This is a genomic window from Arthrobacter sp. P1_B9 (assembly GCF_056406495.1).
On the sequence record NZ_JBFUAA010000003.1, the window covers coordinates 240,510 to 256,796 of the forward strand.

15 protein-coding genes are annotated in these 16,287 nt (G+C 69.0%); 10 read left to right on the top strand and 5 right to left on the bottom strand.

Features of this window, described 5'->3' with window-relative positions; all coding sequences use genetic code 11:
* Positions 1 to 43 precede the first annotated feature (43 nt).
* Both AC1D1A_RS06050 and AC1D1A_RS06055 read left to right on the top strand, forming a co-directional pair.
* Positions 44 to 1,690 (top strand): HNH endonuclease, encoded by a 1,647-nt coding sequence (locus AC1D1A_RS06050; protein ID WP_476947336.1) that lies wholly within the window; start codon positions 44 to 46, stop codon positions 1,688 to 1,690.
* A gap of 455 nt (positions 1,691 to 2,145) precedes the next feature.
* On the top strand, positions 2,146 to 2,763 hold the full coding sequence (locus AC1D1A_RS06055; protein ID WP_028276890.1) for a uracil-DNA glycosylase family protein: 618 nt from the start codon (positions 2,146 to 2,148) through the stop codon (positions 2,761 to 2,763).
* A 61-nt stretch (positions 2,764 to 2,824) separates the two neighbouring features.
* On the opposite strand, the gene AC1D1A_RS06060 is transcribed toward AC1D1A_RS06055, so the two are convergent.
* Both AC1D1A_RS06060 and AC1D1A_RS06065 read right to left on the bottom strand, forming a co-directional pair.
* On the bottom strand, positions 2,825 to 4,123 hold the full coding sequence (locus AC1D1A_RS06060) for a type II toxin-antitoxin system HipA family toxin (protein WP_476947337.1): 1,299 nt from the start codon (positions 4,121 to 4,123) through the stop codon (positions 2,825 to 2,827).
* The gene (locus tag AC1D1A_RS06065; RefSeq protein ID WP_223914978.1) at positions 4,120 to 4,416 is read right to left on the bottom strand and encodes a type II toxin-antitoxin system Y4mF family antitoxin; all 297 of its coding nucleotides are present in this window, start codon (positions 4,414 to 4,416) and stop codon (positions 4,120 to 4,122) included. The genes AC1D1A_RS06060 and AC1D1A_RS06065 overlap by 4 nt, the downstream gene beginning before the upstream one ends.
* Positions 4,417 to 4,813: 397 nt before the next feature.
* Between AC1D1A_RS06065 and AC1D1A_RS06070 the strand changes: the two genes are divergently transcribed.
* From AC1D1A_RS06070 to AC1D1A_RS06105, 8 genes are all read left to right on the top strand, one after another.
* Positions 4,814 to 5,434 (top strand): hypothetical protein, encoded by a 621-nt coding sequence (locus AC1D1A_RS06070; RefSeq protein WP_476947338.1) that lies wholly within the window; start codon positions 4,814 to 4,816, stop codon positions 5,432 to 5,434.
* A 119-nt stretch (positions 5,435 to 5,553) separates the two neighbouring features.
* Complete coding sequence (locus AC1D1A_RS06075) at positions 5,554 to 6,297, top strand: YcnI family copper-binding membrane protein (protein ID WP_476851858.1); 744 nt, start codon at positions 5,554 to 5,556, stop codon at positions 6,295 to 6,297.
* Between the two features lie 140 nt (positions 6,298 to 6,437).
* Positions 6,438 to 7,133 (top strand): FadR/GntR family transcriptional regulator, encoded by a 696-nt coding sequence (locus AC1D1A_RS06080; RefSeq protein ID WP_476851857.1) that lies wholly within the window; start codon positions 6,438 to 6,440, stop codon positions 7,131 to 7,133.
* Between the two features lie 126 nt (positions 7,134 to 7,259).
* Positions 7,260 to 8,321: an asparaginase gene (locus AC1D1A_RS06085; protein WP_476947339.1), complete on the top strand. Its 1,062-nt coding sequence runs from the start codon at positions 7,260 to 7,262 to the stop codon at positions 8,319 to 8,321.
* 9 nt (positions 8,322 to 8,330) lie between these two features.
* A complete protein-coding gene (locus AC1D1A_RS06090; RefSeq protein WP_476947340.1) occupies positions 8,331 to 9,746 on the top strand; it encodes an aspartate ammonia-lyase in 1,416 nt (471 codons plus the stop codon).
* Between the two features lie 27 nt (positions 9,747 to 9,773).
* Positions 9,774 to 11,357, top strand: a complete 1,584-nt coding sequence (locus AC1D1A_RS06095; RefSeq protein WP_476857715.1) for an amino acid permease — start codon at positions 9,774 to 9,776, stop codon at positions 11,355 to 11,357.
* A gap of 121 nt (positions 11,358 to 11,478) precedes the next feature.
* Positions 11,479 to 12,795 (top strand): ATP-binding protein, encoded by a 1,317-nt coding sequence (locus AC1D1A_RS06100; protein WP_230008091.1) that lies wholly within the window; start codon positions 11,479 to 11,481, stop codon positions 12,793 to 12,795.
* 107 nt (positions 12,796 to 12,902) lie between these two features.
* Positions 12,903 to 13,526, top strand: coding sequence for a transmembrane-type terpene cyclase (locus AC1D1A_RS06105; protein WP_476947341.1), 624 nt, complete (start codon positions 12,903 to 12,905; stop codon positions 13,524 to 13,526).
* Here AC1D1A_RS06105 and AC1D1A_RS06110 read toward each other — a convergent pair.
* From AC1D1A_RS06110 to gluQRS, 3 genes are read right to left on the bottom strand one after another with little or no spacing between them, the layout of a single operon-like run.
* A complete protein-coding gene (locus AC1D1A_RS06110; protein WP_476947342.1) occupies positions 13,516 to 14,517 on the bottom strand; it encodes an NADP-dependent oxidoreductase in 1,002 nt (333 codons plus the stop codon). The two genes, AC1D1A_RS06105 and AC1D1A_RS06110, sit on opposite strands and share 11 nt — an antisense overlap.
* 2 nt (positions 14,518 to 14,519) lie before the next feature.
* Entirely contained in the window at positions 14,520 to 15,215 is a 696-nt protein-coding gene (locus tag AC1D1A_RS06115; RefSeq protein WP_476947343.1) for an HD domain-containing protein, read from the bottom strand.
* A 9-nt stretch (positions 15,216 to 15,224) separates the two neighbouring features.
* Positions 15,225 to 16,172 carry a tRNA glutamyl-Q(34) synthetase GluQRS gene (gluQRS, locus tag AC1D1A_RS06120; RefSeq protein ID WP_476947344.1) on the bottom strand — a complete coding sequence of 316 codons (948 nt, stop codon included), beginning with the start codon at positions 16,170 to 16,172 and terminating at the stop codon, positions 15,225 to 15,227.
* Between the last annotated feature and the right edge of the window lie 115 nt (positions 16,173 to 16,287).

A 16,287-nucleotide genomic window follows, 5' to 3' on the forward strand; every position in this document is an offset into this window, starting at 1 on the left:
GTACAGGCGCGTTATTGTCGGGGGTCTCTGAAACACTGGATTCATGGACGGCAATCAGGGGCCCGAAGTGGCTCCGGCAGGATACGGCGACGGTGGCTTCAGTCGCGCCGCGGGCGATTCCGCCGCCATTCCGGGCACCGCAGAGGCGGCCTTGGCGGGCCGAGTGGCCGCCGGACCGATGGGCTTAGGCTGTCCGCCCACGGACAGTGCCGGGATCATTGACCGGCTCCGGGAACTGGAAGACTGGAAATCCGCCGCGTCCGCGGAACAGGCCCGGCTCGCCGTGGCCTTCGACCTGCTCCAGCGCCGCGAACAAGCCCGGCTCGGGGTCCCGGCCGAGAGGCTTGGCGCCGGTGTCGGCGCGCAGATCGCCCTGGCCCGGCACGAATCCCCCGCCAGGGGCGGCCGGCTCCTGGGCCTGGCCAAAGCCCTGATCACCGAGATGCCGCACACCCTCACCGCCCTGGAAACCGGGCAGCTGAACGAATGGCGCGCCACCCTGCTCGTACGCGAAACCGCCTGCCTGACCGCCGCCGACCGGGCCGCCGTCGACGAGGAATTGGCGCCCGACGCCGGGACGTTCGCCGGGGCCGGTGACCGGTCCCTGGTCGCCGCGGCCCGCACCGCCGCGTACCGGCGTGACCCCCGCTCCGTCACCGAACGCGCCGCCCACGCCGCCACCGAGCGGCACGTCAGCCTCCGCCCGGCCCCCGATGCGATGACCTGCCTGACCGCCCTGCTGCCCGTGACCGCCGGCGTCGCCGTCTACAAGGCGCTGAACGGGCACGCCGACACCCTCCGCGCCGCCGGGGACCCGAGGGGCCGCGGGCAGCTCATGGCCGATGCCCTGGTCGAACGCACCACCGGCACCCCGGGCGGGATCACCGGCGTCGAAATCCAGCTCGTCATCACCGACCGCACCCTCTTCCAGGGAGACTCCGAACCGGCCGTCCTGCCCGGCTACGGGACCGTCCCCGCCGGCTGGGCCCGCACCCTCATCAACGGCACAAGGGGTGCACACAGAGGTGAAGGCGGCCGTCCCCCCGGACCCGGCCGTCCCCCGGGATACAGTGGTCCCCCTGCACCCGGCGCCGCGGCCCCAAACACGGACAGAAACACGGACAGAAACGGTGACGGCCAGTCCGGCGGTCCGGGGCACAGTGGTCGCCCTGGACCGGGTGGCACCGGAGGGAGCGGCGATGACCCCGCGTTCAACCTCTGGCTCCGGCGGCTCTACACCCACCCCGGGAGCGGGGAGCTCGTGGGGATGGACTCCCGCGCCCGGCTCTTCCCACCCGGGCACCGCCGCTTCATCAAGGCCCGCGACGACACCTGCCGCACCCCCTACTGCGACGCGCCCATCCGCCACCTGGACCACATCATTCCCTGGCACACCGGCGGCCCGACCACCACGGACAACGCCGCCGGACTTTGCGAAGCCTGCAACCACACCAAGGAAACCCCCGGCTGGAAAGCACGCCCGGCCCCCGGCCCCCGCCACACGCTCCAGCTGACGACACCGACAGGCCACAGCTACTACTCCACGGCGCCACCCCTGCCGGGCACGCCGCTTCGCCTAACGGCCACAGACCAGCCGAGGTCCCAGCCGGGCTCCCGCCATCGGCGCCAGCTCCGGCACCAAGCCAAAACGCTCAGGCGTGGAAAGCCCAAAGTTGGGGCAGCGGCATAGGGACCAGTCCGCTGGCTGCCGTGCAGGCCCGAACGAACATTGGCTCGGCCTCGGGGCACAGTTGCCGGGCGACAGGCCGCTATTCGAAGCACTCGATTCGCGGCTCTTGCCCTCGGCTCCGCCACGCTTCATCGCATCCAGCAGGTCGGCGGCGAAGAAAAGCGCCCGACCACCTGGGCGGCGGCGGACGTCAGGCCTGCAGGTACCTTCGCGATCTCGCTAAGAGACGGCTCGGACACTTCCGTGTCCCGAACAACCCGGAGTCATCAGATGGTTACCTGCAGGCGCTTTAAGCCTACGCCCGCCTCACGGCCGTCACCAGAGGGCGCGTTGACTCAGGGCAAACCCCCGCGCAGCCCCGGCCGAATAGGTCCCGGCCGAAACACCCCCTGCCGCGAAAGCGTAGAGTGGAGGAAGCCGCCTGATTCTGGACGCCAAGTGCTGAGGGAGAAATCGTGACGATTGACTGGGACGAAAAGAAGACCCTGCTGCAGGAGCCGAACATCGCCGCCGTGACGCAGCTGTGTGACGAACTCATGGAAAAGAAGCCTGGATCCGTGGTCCCGTACATCGACCCCATCCACGACGAGGACGAATGCCGGATCGTCAGCCTGCATATCAGCCCGGGCAAGGGCACCGAATCGGGCTTTGTCTCGCACTTCAACGACGATGAAGCCGCCCGCCGCGCCACCTCCATCTACGAGGCCGCAGAGCTGGACCCCCGCTATGTGATGCCGTGGAACGCCTACCCGTGGATCCGCGATCCGGAGGCATCCTCGGCCCTGAACGTCCAGGAGAAGACGGACGGCCTCCGGCCCTTCCGCCAGTTCCTCAAGATCAACAAGCGCGTCTCGGCCGTAATTGCGCACGGCGCGGACGCCCACTCCTTCCTGACGCTTTTCGAGAAGACCTACCATTCCTCGCTGAAGAATCATGGTGTCAAGATCTACAAGGCCACCGCACTTGGCGGCCGCGCCTTCGCGGTATCTCCGGCCAAGCAGGAAGAGCTCCTCGCCAAGAACGTCGAGGTCTACAAAGACGCCATGCAGCGGGCGGGCATCCAGCACCTCTGAGGCTCCACGCAACCCCGTCCGGCAACGGCATCCGGCGCAAGCCGAGCCGGCGCCGGCGGCATCACCCGGCCAGCAGCCTGCGCCGGTGTTTGAGTTCCTTGACCCAGTCGCGGGTGACCATCGCTGAAAACGGCGAGGCGCCGTCGTCGGTCATGGAGCGGAACGCCGTGCCCGCCTGAAGGTCCACCAGCAGCGGTTCCGAGGCCTTCAGCGCCAGTTCCAGCACCTGGACGGCGGCACGTTCAGTCAGCCCCATCCCCGCGGCCCAGCCCAGGAAGTGCTTCCGGGAAATCCCTGTGCGCTTGCCGTCCAGGGTCAGGGCGAGTGTCTTGTCCCCGTAGACGACCGTGGACGGGATGTCGTATACCGGCGCGATGGACCACTCCCCGGCCGGCTGCTGCACCATGGAAACGTTCTTCGCGTGCAGGTCGCCGTTGCCCGTCAGCCACGCAAATGCCGCCTGGAGGGCCAAATTCCGCACCGCGGGCAGCGGTGCCGCGCAATACGCCGCAAGCGCATGGCACACCTGCCCGTATCCCACGTTGTACTTGTCCGCAGGGTAGAGGCCCAGCACCTGCGCACCGTCCTCGACGGCGAGCCGCTGCACGGCCCGCGGCGACCTGGCCGCCGCCTTGGGCCCCGACGCGCCGGCGACAGGCCCACCGGATACAGTGCCACCGGCTACAGTGCCACTGGCTAAAGGCACCCGGTCGAAGCGTTCCACGAGCAACCCGGGCCGCCCGGCGACGTCGCGGATCAGCTGGACCCGGCTCAGAGGGATCCGCAGCCGCGCTGCGTACCGGAACATCGCGTACTCGTTTTCGACGACGTGCGGGAACTCGGGCGCGTTGAGTTTGAGGATGTAGCGCCGGCCGGCGCTGGCCACCGGCATGGAGATCATTCCAGCGGACAGCTTGTCCTGCACCCCCGCCAGGGCCACCGGGTCGATCAGCCCGGAGTCGCCCAGCAGGGCATCGAAATCCACGGGCGTTGCGGGGTCAAGCTCGACGGCGTGCTCGTCCGGGTCCAGCTTCTCGCCATGGCCAACGATTTGCACGTCACCCACCGGGTTGGCACCGGCCGCGATGAGCAAGGACAGCTCATCATCCACGCTGGTCTTGATGGAACGGCGCAACGCATTCAGCCGCCGGCCCTCCGGCAGAAGCCCGGTGAAATACGGCGGGGCTGCCCCCGCCGCGGACAGTACGGGTTCCGGCGTTAGCGGCAGGGAGCTCGCGACGGCGGGGCCCCCGGACGCCAGATAGGCCGGCAGGTAGCTGAACCTGGTGCCGCCGTCGTGCCGCTCCAGCCGGGCCGCCAGCACGCCGGCCTTGTAGATATCCGCGATCCGGTGCCTCATGGCCGGGCTTCCGGCCCGTCCCGCAGTTCACCGTCGGCCCGCAGGCCGGCCACCGGGCCTGCGAGGGCACGGGCTGCGGCGCTGGTCCGGGTCTGGACCCGGAGTTCCAGCCCCAGCGTGTCCAGGAGCGCCAGCAGGGAGTCCAGCTGCACCGTGCGTTTTCCCTGTTCGACGAACCGGACGAAGCGCTCTGAGACTCCGGCCAGTTCGGCCAGCTCACGCTGGCTCAGACGGAGCGACCCGCGCCGGGCCCGGGCCTCGGCAGCGAGTTCGCCCGGAAATGCGTTCCCCATGGCCACCTCCCGTTGATCAAGATACGTCCGAGGGTCCGGCGTTCGTGCGTACGAACCTGCGGGATCGAACCTGTGTGCGTACCAACCTGTGAGATCGAACCCTGCGGGATCGAACCATGGCGGTACGAACGTGCCGCTTTGCAGGCATTTCCAGTATAGGACGGGCCAAGATGCCTGCACAGGGCTATAACGGCACGTACGTACCGGCGCACTGGGCAGGCAGAGGCAACTGCCGGCGACCGAAGGCACCCGCCATCACTGCACGGCTGGCGCAGCCCTGCCTCCACAGATTGGGCGGTTCAGCCGCGCGCGGGCGTGACGGTTCGCAATGGCCCGTAGGATTTAAGGGACTTAAGCGACAACCAGACCCCACGGAATCCGGAAAGGACTGCACACGATGACGCGCGCTTCCTTCCGGCTGTTCCGCACCGGCCTGATCGGATCCATCATCGTGGCGCTGGCAGCCGGTGGCCACCTGGCCGGCGGCGGACGGCTGCCCGAGCCGGCGATCGTGACGGCGTTGTGTGCCGTGGCGATGGTCCCCGTGGCCGTACTGACCCGCGTCCGCCTGTCCTTTCCGGCCCTGGCCGGCCTGCTTGGCGCAGGGCAGCTGTGGCTGCACTGGTCCTTCGGCACCTTGTCCTCAGGGGCGCCCGCGGCCCTCCAGGCCCGGATGGCTGCGGGTCATCCGGGCCATCCGGGCCATTCGGCGGCTGCCATTGCCCCGGCGATGTCCGACCCTTCCATGGCGGTTTCGGCGGCCGACATGGGCGGAGCCATGTTCGCCGCACACGCGGTGGCGACGCTCGGGACGGCACTGTTGCTCGCCCACAGCGAGCGTGCCCTGTCCGGACTTGCTTCCTGGCTGCGCCCGCTCGTGCAGCTGCCCCAGCCCTCCGCCGCCGCGCCCGTGCACGTCCCCCGCCCCCGCGCGGTCAACCTGGTCCTCCCCAAAGCCCGGGCTGGCCTCCGCCTGCCGACCAGGCGCGGACCTCCGGAGCTGTCGCCCGCCGCCTGACATCATTCCCTTTCACATATGGACGGGGACAGCAGGTGGCCACCCCACTGCTACCGCCGGAAGGACAACGCACCGGACGGCTCCCCACCTGATATCCGTTAGTGAAAGGCACCCTTGCCATGAAGTCCCCCCTTCGCCGTACCCTCAAAACCGCCGCTGCCGCCACGATGACCGCGGGCCTGCTCGCCGCCGGCGCAGCAGCCGCCTCCGCCCACGTCCACGTCGACACCGATGATCCGGCCGCGGGCGGCTACAGCCACCTGACGTTCAATGTCCCCAGCGAGTCCGAGTCGGCCAAGACCAGCAAACTCGAAGTCACGCTGCCCACGGACACCCCGTTCACTTCGGTGTCGGTGAAGCCTGTCGAGGGCTGGAAGGCCGTCATCACCACGAGCGACCTGCCGAAGCCGATCACGATCGCCGGCGCCACGGTCACCAAGGCCCCGAGTTCCGTGGTCTGGACCGCGGACGAGGCCCACCAGATCGGACCGGACGAGTACCAGGCCTTCTCACTGTCCGTCGGCGTCCTGCCGGACGCGGGAACCACAGTGACGCTGCCGACGGCCCAGACGTACACCGATGGAACCGTCGTCAAGTGGGACGAGAAGACGGTCGAGGGCCAGGCCGAACCCGGGCACCCGGCACCCTCCTTCGTGACCACGGCCAAGGACGCCGACGCCCACGGCGCAGCCGTCCCCGCCGCAGCCACGACGACCGCACCCTCGGCGCCCCCGGCAGCGGCAGCGGGCATGTCCAGTGACGGCGGATCCGCCGCCGGCTGGATCGGGCTGGCCGCAGGGCTGATCGGACTGGCCGCGGGCGTCACCGCGCTGGTCCGCACCCGCCCGTCCAAGGTCCAGTAGTCCCGGCCAGCAGCCCGGACACAAACCCAGGCAAGTAGGCCGCCGCCGGAACTCCGGCCCGAGCGGCGACGGCGGCCCCGGACCCCCGGGGCCGCCGTCATACTTGACACCCCGGTGTGATCCCTGCCATATTTTAAAGCGTGAACCTGTCAGACAGCCGGACAGCAGGACAGCCATTGGCTCGCCTCAGTGCCGCCGAAGCCGTTTTCAACGTCCTCCGCACCGAGATCGAATCCGGCAGGCTCGGCATCGGCGCCAAGCTGAGCTCCGAGGCCACTCTTGCCCAGCAGTACGGCGTGAGCCGCTCCGTGATCCGGGAGGCCCTGCGCTCCTGCACCGCCCTGGGCTTGACGGTCACCAAGACCGGGCGGGGCACGTTCGTCGTCGCCAACCGCGTGGCAAAGGACCTGGTCCTGGGCCAATACTCGGCCCGCGACCTCACGGAGGCGCGTCCCCATATCGAGGTTCCCGCCGCCGGACTGGCTGCAGAACGCCGTTCGGCCGAGGAGCTGGCAACGCTGCGCGACATCGTCGCCGCGATGAGCGGCGAGGACGACCCCGAAGTCTGGGTGGGCCTGGACTCCAGCTTCCACGCGTTGATCGCGCGGGCCAGCCGCAACAAGGTCTTCGAGAACGTCGTCGCGGACATCCGGGACGCCCTCGCCCACCAGTCCGAGACCCTGAACATGGTGGCGGACCGCCAGCACGCGTCCGACGAGGAGCACCGGCGCATCCTGGCCGCGATCGAAGCCGGCGACGCGGCGACGGCGCGCATCGCCATGAGCCAGCATCTGCACGCCGTTGGCATTGCCCTCGACTCGATCCTCAACGCCTGACGTCAGGCGCCTGGTGCCTGGTTCCGTCAGCAATGCCGGAAGCAATCTGGTCAGCACCGGCAAAACCAGCACCAACACAGTGACCAGCCACCACAACCGCATCAACCGCCACCGCCAAAGGACGCAATGACTTCCCCTGCCCTCGACAACACCCCGACCCCGCTCGCCCCGGAGTGGCTGCCGCAGCACGTCCCGCTTGCGGTCCAGACCCGGGACGGGCTGGTCGAGAGTGTCCACTACGGCTCGGTCATCGCCACCGCAGCGGACGGCCAGATCCTACTCACTGCCGGGGAGCCCCTCGCCCCGTTCTACCCGCGGTCCGCCCTGAAGCCCCTGCAGGCCGTCGCCATGGTCCGCGCCGGGCTGGACCTCCCGGACGAACTGCTCGCCCTCGCCGCCGCCAGCCATTCCGGCGCAGCCAGCCACCGTGACGGCGCCCGGCGCATCCTGGAGCTGCACGGCCTGACGCCAGCGGACCTCGAGAACAGCACCGATCTCCCCTACGGCGCCCGCGAACGCGAAGACTGGCTCGGCGGCGGCGGCCGGGCCACCCAACTGACGCAGAACTGTTCCGGAAAGCATGCCGCCATGGCGGCCACCTGCGTCATCAACGGCTGGCCGGTCCAGGGCTATCTGGACCCGGCGCACCCGCTGCAGCAGCTGGTGGCCCAGACCGTGGCGGACCTCACCGGTGAAGACCCCCAGCGCACCACCACTGACGGCTGCGGCACCCCGCTCTTCGCGCTCACGCTGCGCGGCATGGCCCGCGCCTTTGGCCGCCTGGCCGCGGCTGCCGCGACCGGATCCGGCGAAGCGGACGCCGCCGAAGCGGAAGCCGCCGTCGGCCGCGCCATGCGCCGCCACCCCGAGATGGTTGCGGGCGAGGACCGGGACGTCACCGCGCTGATGCGCCTGGTCCCCGGCCTGCTCGCCAAGGACGGCTTCGAGGGCGTCCAGCTGGTAGGCCTCCCGGACGGCCGCGCCCTCGCCGTGAAGGTTTCCGACGGCGGAGACCGCGCCCGGATGCCCGTCACCGTCCGGGTCCTGGCCGCGCTCGACGTCGACACCTCCCCCTTGGCGCGCCTCGCCGCCACACCTGTGCTGGGCGGCGGCCGGCCCGTAGGGCTGCTGCAGGCCACCGATTTCCTCGCTGACCCCAAGATCTCCCCCGCCCCCAAAGACCTGTAAGGGACCGCCATGACCTCGCTCGACGAACGCGCAGAATTCCGCTCCGAACACGACCTCCTGGGCGACCGGGATGTTCCCGCCGGCGCCTACTGGGGCGTCCACACCCTCCGGGCCGTGGAGAACTTCCCCATCACCGGCCAGCCACTGTCCTCGAACATGCACCTGGTCCGCGGCCTGGCCGCCGTGAAACTCGCCGCCGCCCGCACCAACCACGAGCTCGGACTGCTCGACGCCGGGCGTGCCGCCGCCATCGGGCAAGCCTGCACCGAGGTCATGAACGGCAAACTCAGCGARCAATTCGTCGTCGACGTCATCCAGGGCGGCGCCGGGACCTCCTCGAACATGAACGCCAACGAGGTCATCGCCAACCGGGCCCTGGAAATCCTCGGGCACCCGAAGGGCGACTACGCCCGGCTGCACCCCAACGACCACGTCAACCTCAGCCAGTCCACCAACGACGTCTACCCCACCGCGGTCAAGCTCGGCACGATCTTCGCGGCCCGGGAACTGCTCCAGGCCCTCACCGAGCTCGAAGACGCCTTCGCCGCAAAGGCCCTCGAGTTCCGCACGGTGGTSAARATGGGCCGCACCCAGCTCCAGGACGCCGTCCCCATGACSCTCGGCCAGGAGTTCGGCACCTACGCCGTCACGATCGGCGAGGACCGGCTCCGCCTGGCCGAGGCCGACCTGCTGATCCACGAAATCAACCTCGGYGCCACCGCGATCGGCACCGGCCTGAACGCCCCCGCCGGATAYGCCGAGGCCGCCTGCCGGCACCTGGCCGAAATCACCGGCCTGCCGCTCGTCACGGCCGYGGACCTGATCGAGGCCACCCAGGACGTCGGCGCCTTCGTGCACCTCTCCGGYGTGCTCAARCGGGTCGCYGTGAAACTYTCCAAGATCTGCAACGACCTCCGGCTGCTCTCCTCSGGCCCGCGCGCCGGCTTCGGCGAGATCAACCTCCCCGCSGTGCAGTCCGGCTCCTCGATCATGCCCGGCAAGATCAACCCGGTCATCCCGGAAGTGGTCAGCCAGGTCGCCTACGAGGTGATCGGCAACGACGTCACCATCACCATGGCCGCCGAGGCCGGCCAGCTCCAGCTCAACGCCTTCGAACCCATCATCGTCCACAGCCTCCACAAGAGCATCTCCCACCTCGAAGCCGCGTGCCGCACCCTCACGGCCCGCTGCGTCCGGGGCATCACCGCCAACACCGAACACCTTCGCCTCACCGTGGAACAATCCATCGGCCTCGTCACCGCCCTGAACCCGCAGCTGGGCTACGCCACAGCCACGGCCATCGCCCAGGAAGCCCTCGCCACCGGCAAGGGCGTCGCGGAACTAGTCCTCGAACACGGCCTGCTCACCGACGAGCAGCTCACCGAGCTCCTCAGCCCGCACCGCCTGGCCAACCTGAGCAAGTAGCGCCCCTCCGAACCCCGAAGGACCCCCATGACTTCTCCTGACACTGCCCGCGCCCAAAAACTGCCCGCTCAACAGCAGACCCAGCCACAATCCGCCGTCACCGACCACACCATTCCGGCGCATGCCCACGCCTCGGGGGCTGCGCTCCACGCCGAGGACCAGGGCTACCACAAAGGCCTGAAACCCCGGCAGGTCCAGATGATCGCGATCGGCGGCGCCATCGGCACCGGCCTGTTCATGGGCGCCGGCGGCCGGCTCGCCACCGCCGGTCCGGCCCTGATCATCAGCTATGCCGTCTGCGGGTTCTTCGCCTTCATGATCCTGCGCGCGCTCGGCGAACTCGTGATGCACCGGCCCTCGTCCGGCTCGTTCGTGTCCTACGCCCGCGAATTCTTCGGCGAGAAGGCCGCGTTCGTCACCGGCTGGCTGTACTGGCTGAACTGGGCCATGACCGCGATCGTGGACATCACCGCCGTCGCGCTGTACATGAACTTCTTCAAGAAATACTGGGCGCCCATCGCGGACGTGCCGCAGTGGACCTGGGCGCTGGCGGCCCTGATCCTGGTCCTGGGCCTGAACCTGATCAGCGTCAAGGTGTTCGGCGAGCTGGAATTCTGGTTCGCGCTCATCAAGGTCGTGGCGCTCGTGTCCTTCCTGCTCGTCGGCATCTACTTCGTCATCTTCGGCACGCCCGTGGCCGGGCAGGAGGTCGGCTTCAGCCTCATCGCTGACAACGGCGGCATGTTCCCCAATGGCCTGCTGCCGGCCATCGTGGTGATGCAGGGCGTCGTGTTCGCCTACGCCTCGATCGAACTGATCGGCACCGCCGCCGGCGAGACCGAAAACCCCGAAAAGATCATGCCGCGGGCCATCAACACGGTGATCGTGCGCATCGCTGTGTTTTACGTCGGCTCGCTCGTGCTGCTCTCCCTGCTGCTGCCCTACAGCTCCTACAAGGCCGGCGAAAGCCCCTTCGTGACATTCTTCGGCTCCATCGGGGTCGACGGCGTGGACGCCATCATGAACCTCGTGGTCCTTACCGCGGCGCTGTCCTCGCTCAACGCAGGCCTTTACTCCACCGGCCGGATCATGCGCTCGATGTCCATTTCCGGTTCCGCGCCGAAATTCGCCGGCCGGATGAATAAGTCCGGTGTCCCCTACGGCGGCATCGCCCTCACTGCCGCAGTGGCTGTCCTGGGCGTGATCCTGAACGCCGTGGTCCCGGCCGAGGCCTTCGAGATCGTCCTGAACGTCGCATCGCTCGGCATCATCAGCACCTGGGCCATGATCGTCCTGTGCCAGATGCAGCTCGCCCGGCTCGCAGCCCGCGGAGAACTGCTCCGGCCCGCGTTCCGTATGCCGGGCGCACCCGTCACGGGCTGGATCACCCTGGCCTTCCTCCTGGCGGTGCTGGTCCTCATGGCCTTCGACTCGCCAGTCGGAACGTGGACCATCGCCTCCCTCGCGGTCATCATCCCGTTGCTGATGCTCGGCTGGCGCCTCTGCCGGCACCGCATCCTGGAGATCGCCGCCGTCCGCGACGGGTTCACCGGCCCGTATCCGCTCGTGGCCAACCGACCCGTGCGTGGGACCGGCGGGGATTCGGAGTAACATCCCGGCAGTCCGGGTCCGCGTAACGCAACGTCCCCGCAACCTCTCCTGCACGTGGTTCGCATATGCTCAGCGGACAGACTCAACATGGCTCAGCGACGAACCACCCGGGAGACAGCTCATGACCAATTGGCGGATCAGGGATTTCCATTCGGCCGATCTTGACGGGATCCTGCACCTCTGGGAATCCCTCAAGGCCACCAACGTCGAGCCGGTCTACGCCCTCTCCGAGGTGCTCGCCTCCTGCGAAAAGGACCACGCCGTCGTCGCGGTGCAGGGCGAGCAGGTGGTGGGCGCCGCCGTCGGACGCGCCGCCCACGACCAGGGCTGGATCGTTTTCCTGGCCACCCTGCCCGATTACCGGGGCCGCGGCATCGGCACCTCGCTGCTGGCCTCAGTCGAGAACCGGATGGCCCCGCACGGGCTCAACAAGCTCTCGGCCCTGATGCCCGAATCCGAAACCCGGGTGGAGGCCTTCCTGAGCCGCGGCTTCGCCCTGAAGAAGAACCTGCGCTACTTTGAGCGGAAAATCCCGGTCCAGCGCCAGGAACTCGAGCCGCTCAGCCAGCTCGGCGGCCGGATCCTGGCCCGCGACCTCTGGGAAAACGTGGCGGGCATGCGCAACGAGAAGGAACTGCTGGAACGCCGGCTGGTCCTTCCCCTCGCCGAGGCCGACCTCGCCGACGAATACGGGGTGGTGCCGCCCCGGGCGGTGGTCCTCTTCGGCCCGCCCGGTACGGGCAAGACGACCTTCGCCAAGGCCATCGCCTCCAGGCTGGAGTGGCCGTTCGTGGAGGTCTTCCCCTCCCGGCTGGCCTCAGACCCCAAGGGGCTGGCCGGGGCGCTGCGCGAGACCTTCCTGGAGATCGCCGAACTCGAGCACGCGGTCGTGTTCATCGATGAGGTGGAGGAGATCGCCTCCCAGCGCTCCGGCGAACCGCCGTCGCCCCTGCAGGGCGTCACCAACGAACTGCTCAAGATCATCCCGGCCTTCCGCGAACAGCCCGGCCGGCTTCTGGTCTGCGCCACCAACTTCATCCGCGCCCTGGACTCCGCATTCCTGCGCCACGGCCGCTTCGACTACGTCATCCCGATCGGCCTGCCGGACCGCCAGGCCCGCGAGGCCATGTGGCAGCGCTTCATCCCTGCCACCGTGGTGGACGACGTCGATGTCGAGCTGCTGGTGGACCGCACCGAGGGGTTCTCCCCCGCGGACATTGAGTACGCGGCCCGCAGCGCCTCCCAGCGGGCGCTGGAAAAGGCGGTGTACGACGACGGCGGCGCGGCGTCCGGCGGCAGCGCCTCAGTCCGCGAAGCCGTCCGGAAGGGTCCGGCCACCCAGGACTACCTCGACGCGATCGCCGACACCCGGACCACGGTCAGCGCCGAAGTGCACCAGCAGTTCCTGGAGGACATCGACGACCTAGGCCGGGTGTAGGGGAAGCAACGCGGGGTCAGTTGCGGCCCATGTTGGGGCTCTGCATGGGCGCCAAGTGACCCCGCGTTGCAGTCATTGCCGAGCCGTCATTGCCTAGTGGAGGCAGCGTGATCCTGTTTCTCACAATTGTGAGCGGTCTGGCCTGGACCGTGGTCTACGTCGATGCCATCCGGATCGGCTTCAGGGACCGGAGCTACGCGATCCCGGCCGCCGCGCTGGCCCTGAATTTCGCCTGGGAGGCCATCTACGCCACGCGCTCCATCGCGACGGGAATCACCGCCCAGGGGGTCTTCAATATCGCGTGGGGACTGGCCGACGTCGTGATTGTGTACACCTTCCTGAGGTTCGGCCGCTCCGAGCTGCCGGGCTGGGTGACGCGGCGGCTGTTCATCGGCTGGGCGCTCCTGCTGGGCGTCACGTCCTTCGCGGTCCAGCTGCTGTTCGTCGTCCAGTTTGGCTGGGACGACGCGGCCCGCTACGCGGCGTTCCTGCAGAACCTGCTGATGTCCGGGTTGTTCATCGCCATGTTCGCCGCCCGGGGCGGCACCCGCGGCCAGACCCTGCTGATCGCCGTGGCCAAGTGGGTCGGCACCCTCGCGCCCACGATCGCGCTGGGCTGGTACGGCAACTCGCCCCTGATCCTGGGCGTGGGGGCGCTCTGCAGCGTCTTTGACCTGGTGTACATCGGCCTGCTGTGGCGGGCCCGGCAGCCGGGAGCCGCTAGAGGGTGACGACGATCTTGCCCTTGGCGTGGCCCTGTTCGAGCGCTGCAAAGGCCTCCGCAATCTCAGAGAACGGGTAGGTGCGGTCCATGACCGGCTGCACGTGGCCGGCGTCGACGAGGGCCGCCAGAGTGCGCAAATCATCCCCGCTGGGGTGCATGAACAGGTAACGGTAGCTGGCCTTCGCCTTCCGGGCGCGGCGGCGGATGCCCATGCTCATCAGCCAGAAAGCGGCCGTGATCATCGGCGGCGAGCCCAGGTCTTTCGTCGCGGTGAGCGGCTCGGGAACGCCGGCGATGGATACCACCCTGCCGCCGGACTTAAGAATGCGGAAGGAATCCCTGAGGGTCACGCCGCCGACCAGGTCCAGGACCGCATCGAAATCATGCAGTACCGCGGAGAAGTCCTCCCGGTTGTAGTCGATGACGGCGTCCGCCCCCAGCCGGCGCACCAGCGCCTCGCCGCGGGCCGATGCCGTGGTGGTGACCTGGGCGCCGAGATACTTGGCGAACTGGATGGCGAGTGTTCCCACCCCGCCGGCGCCGCCGGAAATGAAGAGCCGGGTGCCGCGGCCCACGGCAAGTTCATCGCGGAGGGCCTGCAACGCCGTGAGCCCGGCCAGCGGCAGTCCTGCGGCCTCGGCGAATCCGAGCGACGCCGGCATGGCGGCCACCAATTCCTGCTGCACGCACACCAGCTCGGCGAAGGCTCCAAGCCTGGCCTTGTCCACCCGGGCGTAGACGCGGTCGCCGATGGAAAAGCGGTTGGGCCCGGGTCCGATTGCATCCACCGTCCCGGCGAGTTCGCAGCCGGCCACGATCGGCAGGCGGACATGGCTGATGGGCCGGAGCGCGCCCCGGCGGAACTTGAAGTCCACCGGGTTCAGCCCGGCCGCGGCGACCTTGATCCGGACGTCACCCGGGCCGGGCTGCGGAACCGGAACATCCCGGAGTTCCATCGCGTCCGGGCCGCCGTAGCGTGTGAGGACGTAGGCGCGCATGCTCAGTCCCGCGCGGACCCGGTGTCGCCGGCCGGAGCATCGCCCGGCGCAGCTTCCGCGTCTGCTGCAGCGGCCGTTGCCGGGGCGTCTGTTGCCGCGTCTGCTGCCGGGGCGTCATAGGAGAGGAACTCGTAGTCCGTGTCGTCCGCCTCGTCGAGCATGTCGTCGAGTTCGTTCAACAGCCAGGGATTGATCCGGGCCAGGATTTTCCGGGTTTCCTCGACAGGAACGGCGGCGTAGAGCACCGGGCGGGCATCGTCGTAGCGGGTGACCGGGGGCTTGTCCGGCCACTTCTCGGCCAGCGCCTTGACCCGTTCGGGCAGCGAATTGTACGCGTTGTCGGCAATCTTCACGAGCGTGGCGTCGTGGTCCTCGGCGATGTACCGGATGCCGGCCTGGTAGTCGTCCGGGTTCTCATGCAGGCGCTTAGTGACCCGTTCGATGATGTCCGCGGCACGCTCGGAGACCCCCATGTCCAGCAGTGCCTGCCGCGTCATCGGGGTGTCCTCCGCGATGTCGTGGAGGTACCCGGCGATCCGGATGTCGTCGTCGAAGTCCGCCAGGGAGTCCCCGACGGCGAGCACATGTTCCCGGTATGGCCGCTTGAGCTTGTCCTTCTGGCGGTTGTGGGCCACCTCGGCCAGGACCTTGGCTGTCTCGACGGTGAAGCGGGGCTGAGGGTGTGCAGGCTCGGTCATGAATCCAGCCTACGCGCCGCGGCTGTCCGTCCCTGCCCGGAGGCCGGTTCCCGGATGCGCCCCCTTGTGCGCTCCCGGTACCCCGGGCCACACCCAGGGCTCGCGGGGCAGGGCCGCCGGGTCGAAGGCGGCGAGGACTTCGTCGAGGCGGCCCGGCGGGAGGCCAAGGGAGTCCAGCAAAGTGTCCCGGACCTGGTCCGCGCCCACCCCGGCCAACGCCAGGTCGGCCAGCGTGACGGCGCCGTCACGCTTGGCCAGCCGGGCGCCGTCGGCGTTCAGTACCAGCGGCACATGCGCATATTCAGGAACAGGCATATTGAGCAGCGACGCCAAATAGGCCTGCCGCGGCGTGGACGGCAGCAGGTCATCGCCGCGGACCACCTGGTCGATGCCCTGCGCGGAGTCGTCCACCACCACGGCCAGGTTGTAGGCGGTCACGCCGTCGTTGCGCCGGAGCACGAAGTCGTCGACCACCCCGGTGTAACTGCCGTGGAGCACGTCCCGCACCGTCACCTCGGCCACGGTGGAGCGGAGCCGGACAGCCGGCGGCCGGGCGGCCCGCTTGGCCTCGCGCTCGGCGCCGCTGAGGTTCCGGCACGTTCCCGGGTAGGCGCCCAGCGGAGCGTGCGGTGCCGAGGGGGCCTCCTGGATTTCGCGGCGGGTACAGAAGCACTCATAGGTCATGCCGGCCGCCGTCAGCTCCGCGATCGCCCCGTCATACAGGTGCTCACGCTCCGTCTGGCGCACGACGCCGCCGTCCCAGTTCACGCCGATCGCCGCCAGGTCGCGGAGTTGCTCGGCCTCGGCGCCGGCCCGGGCACGGTCCAGGTCCTCCACCCGCAGCAGGAACCGCCGCCCCGTGGACCGGGCGAACAGCCACGCCAGGATGGCCGTCCGGAGGTTGCCGACATGCAGTTCGCCGGAGGGACTGGGGGCGAAGCGGCCAGCTGAGGTCATGGGATAAGCCTATGCGGAGCAGCACAAGAGCCCCTCAGCTACCGATGACTTCGGGAAATCCGGCGTCGGTGGCTCAGGGGCTCTTGCCGCGAGTGCGTTGTGCGGAATGACGATG

Excerpts from the sequence above, each read along its gene's own strand:
- AC1D1A_RS06060 (WP_476947337.1), bottom strand. The coding sequence starts at position 4,123 with ATGAGGCACCGGATCGCGGATATCTACAAGGCCGGCGTGCTGGCGGCC.
- AC1D1A_RS06075 (WP_476851858.1), top strand. The coding sequence starts at position 5,554 with ATGAAGTCCCCCCTTCGCCGTACCCTCAAAACCGCCGCTGCCGCCACG.
- AC1D1A_RS06095 (WP_476857715.1), top strand. The coding sequence starts at position 9,774 with ATGACTTCTCCTGACACTGCCCGCGCCCAAAAACTGCCCGCTCAACAG.
- AC1D1A_RS06050 (WP_476947336.1), top strand. The coding sequence starts at position 44 with ATGGACGGCAATCAGGGGCCCGAAGTGGCTCCGGCAGGATACGGCGAC.
- AC1D1A_RS06110 (WP_476947342.1), bottom strand. The coding sequence starts at position 14,517 with ATGCGCGCCTACGTCCTCACACGCTACGGCGGCCCGGACGCGATGGAA.
- AC1D1A_RS06070 (WP_476947338.1), top strand. The coding sequence starts at position 4,814 with ATGACGCGCGCTTCCTTCCGGCTGTTCCGCACCGGCCTGATCGGATCC.
- AC1D1A_RS06065 (WP_223914978.1), bottom strand. The coding sequence starts at position 4,416 with ATGGGGAACGCATTTCCGGGCGAACTCGCTGCCGAGGCCCGGGCCCGG.
- AC1D1A_RS06085 (WP_476947339.1), top strand. The coding sequence starts at position 7,260 with ATGACTTCCCCTGCCCTCGACAACACCCCGACCCCGCTCGCCCCGGAG.
- gluQRS (WP_476947344.1), bottom strand. The coding sequence starts at position 16,172 with ATGACCTCAGCTGGCCGCTTCGCCCCCAGTCCCTCCGGCGAACTGCAT.
- AC1D1A_RS06115 (WP_476947343.1), bottom strand. The coding sequence starts at position 15,215 with ATGACCGAGCCTGCACACCCTCAGCCCCGCTTCACCGTCGAGACAGCC.
- AC1D1A_RS06100 (WP_230008091.1), top strand. The coding sequence starts at position 11,479 with ATGACCAATTGGCGGATCAGGGATTTCCATTCGGCCGATCTTGACGGG.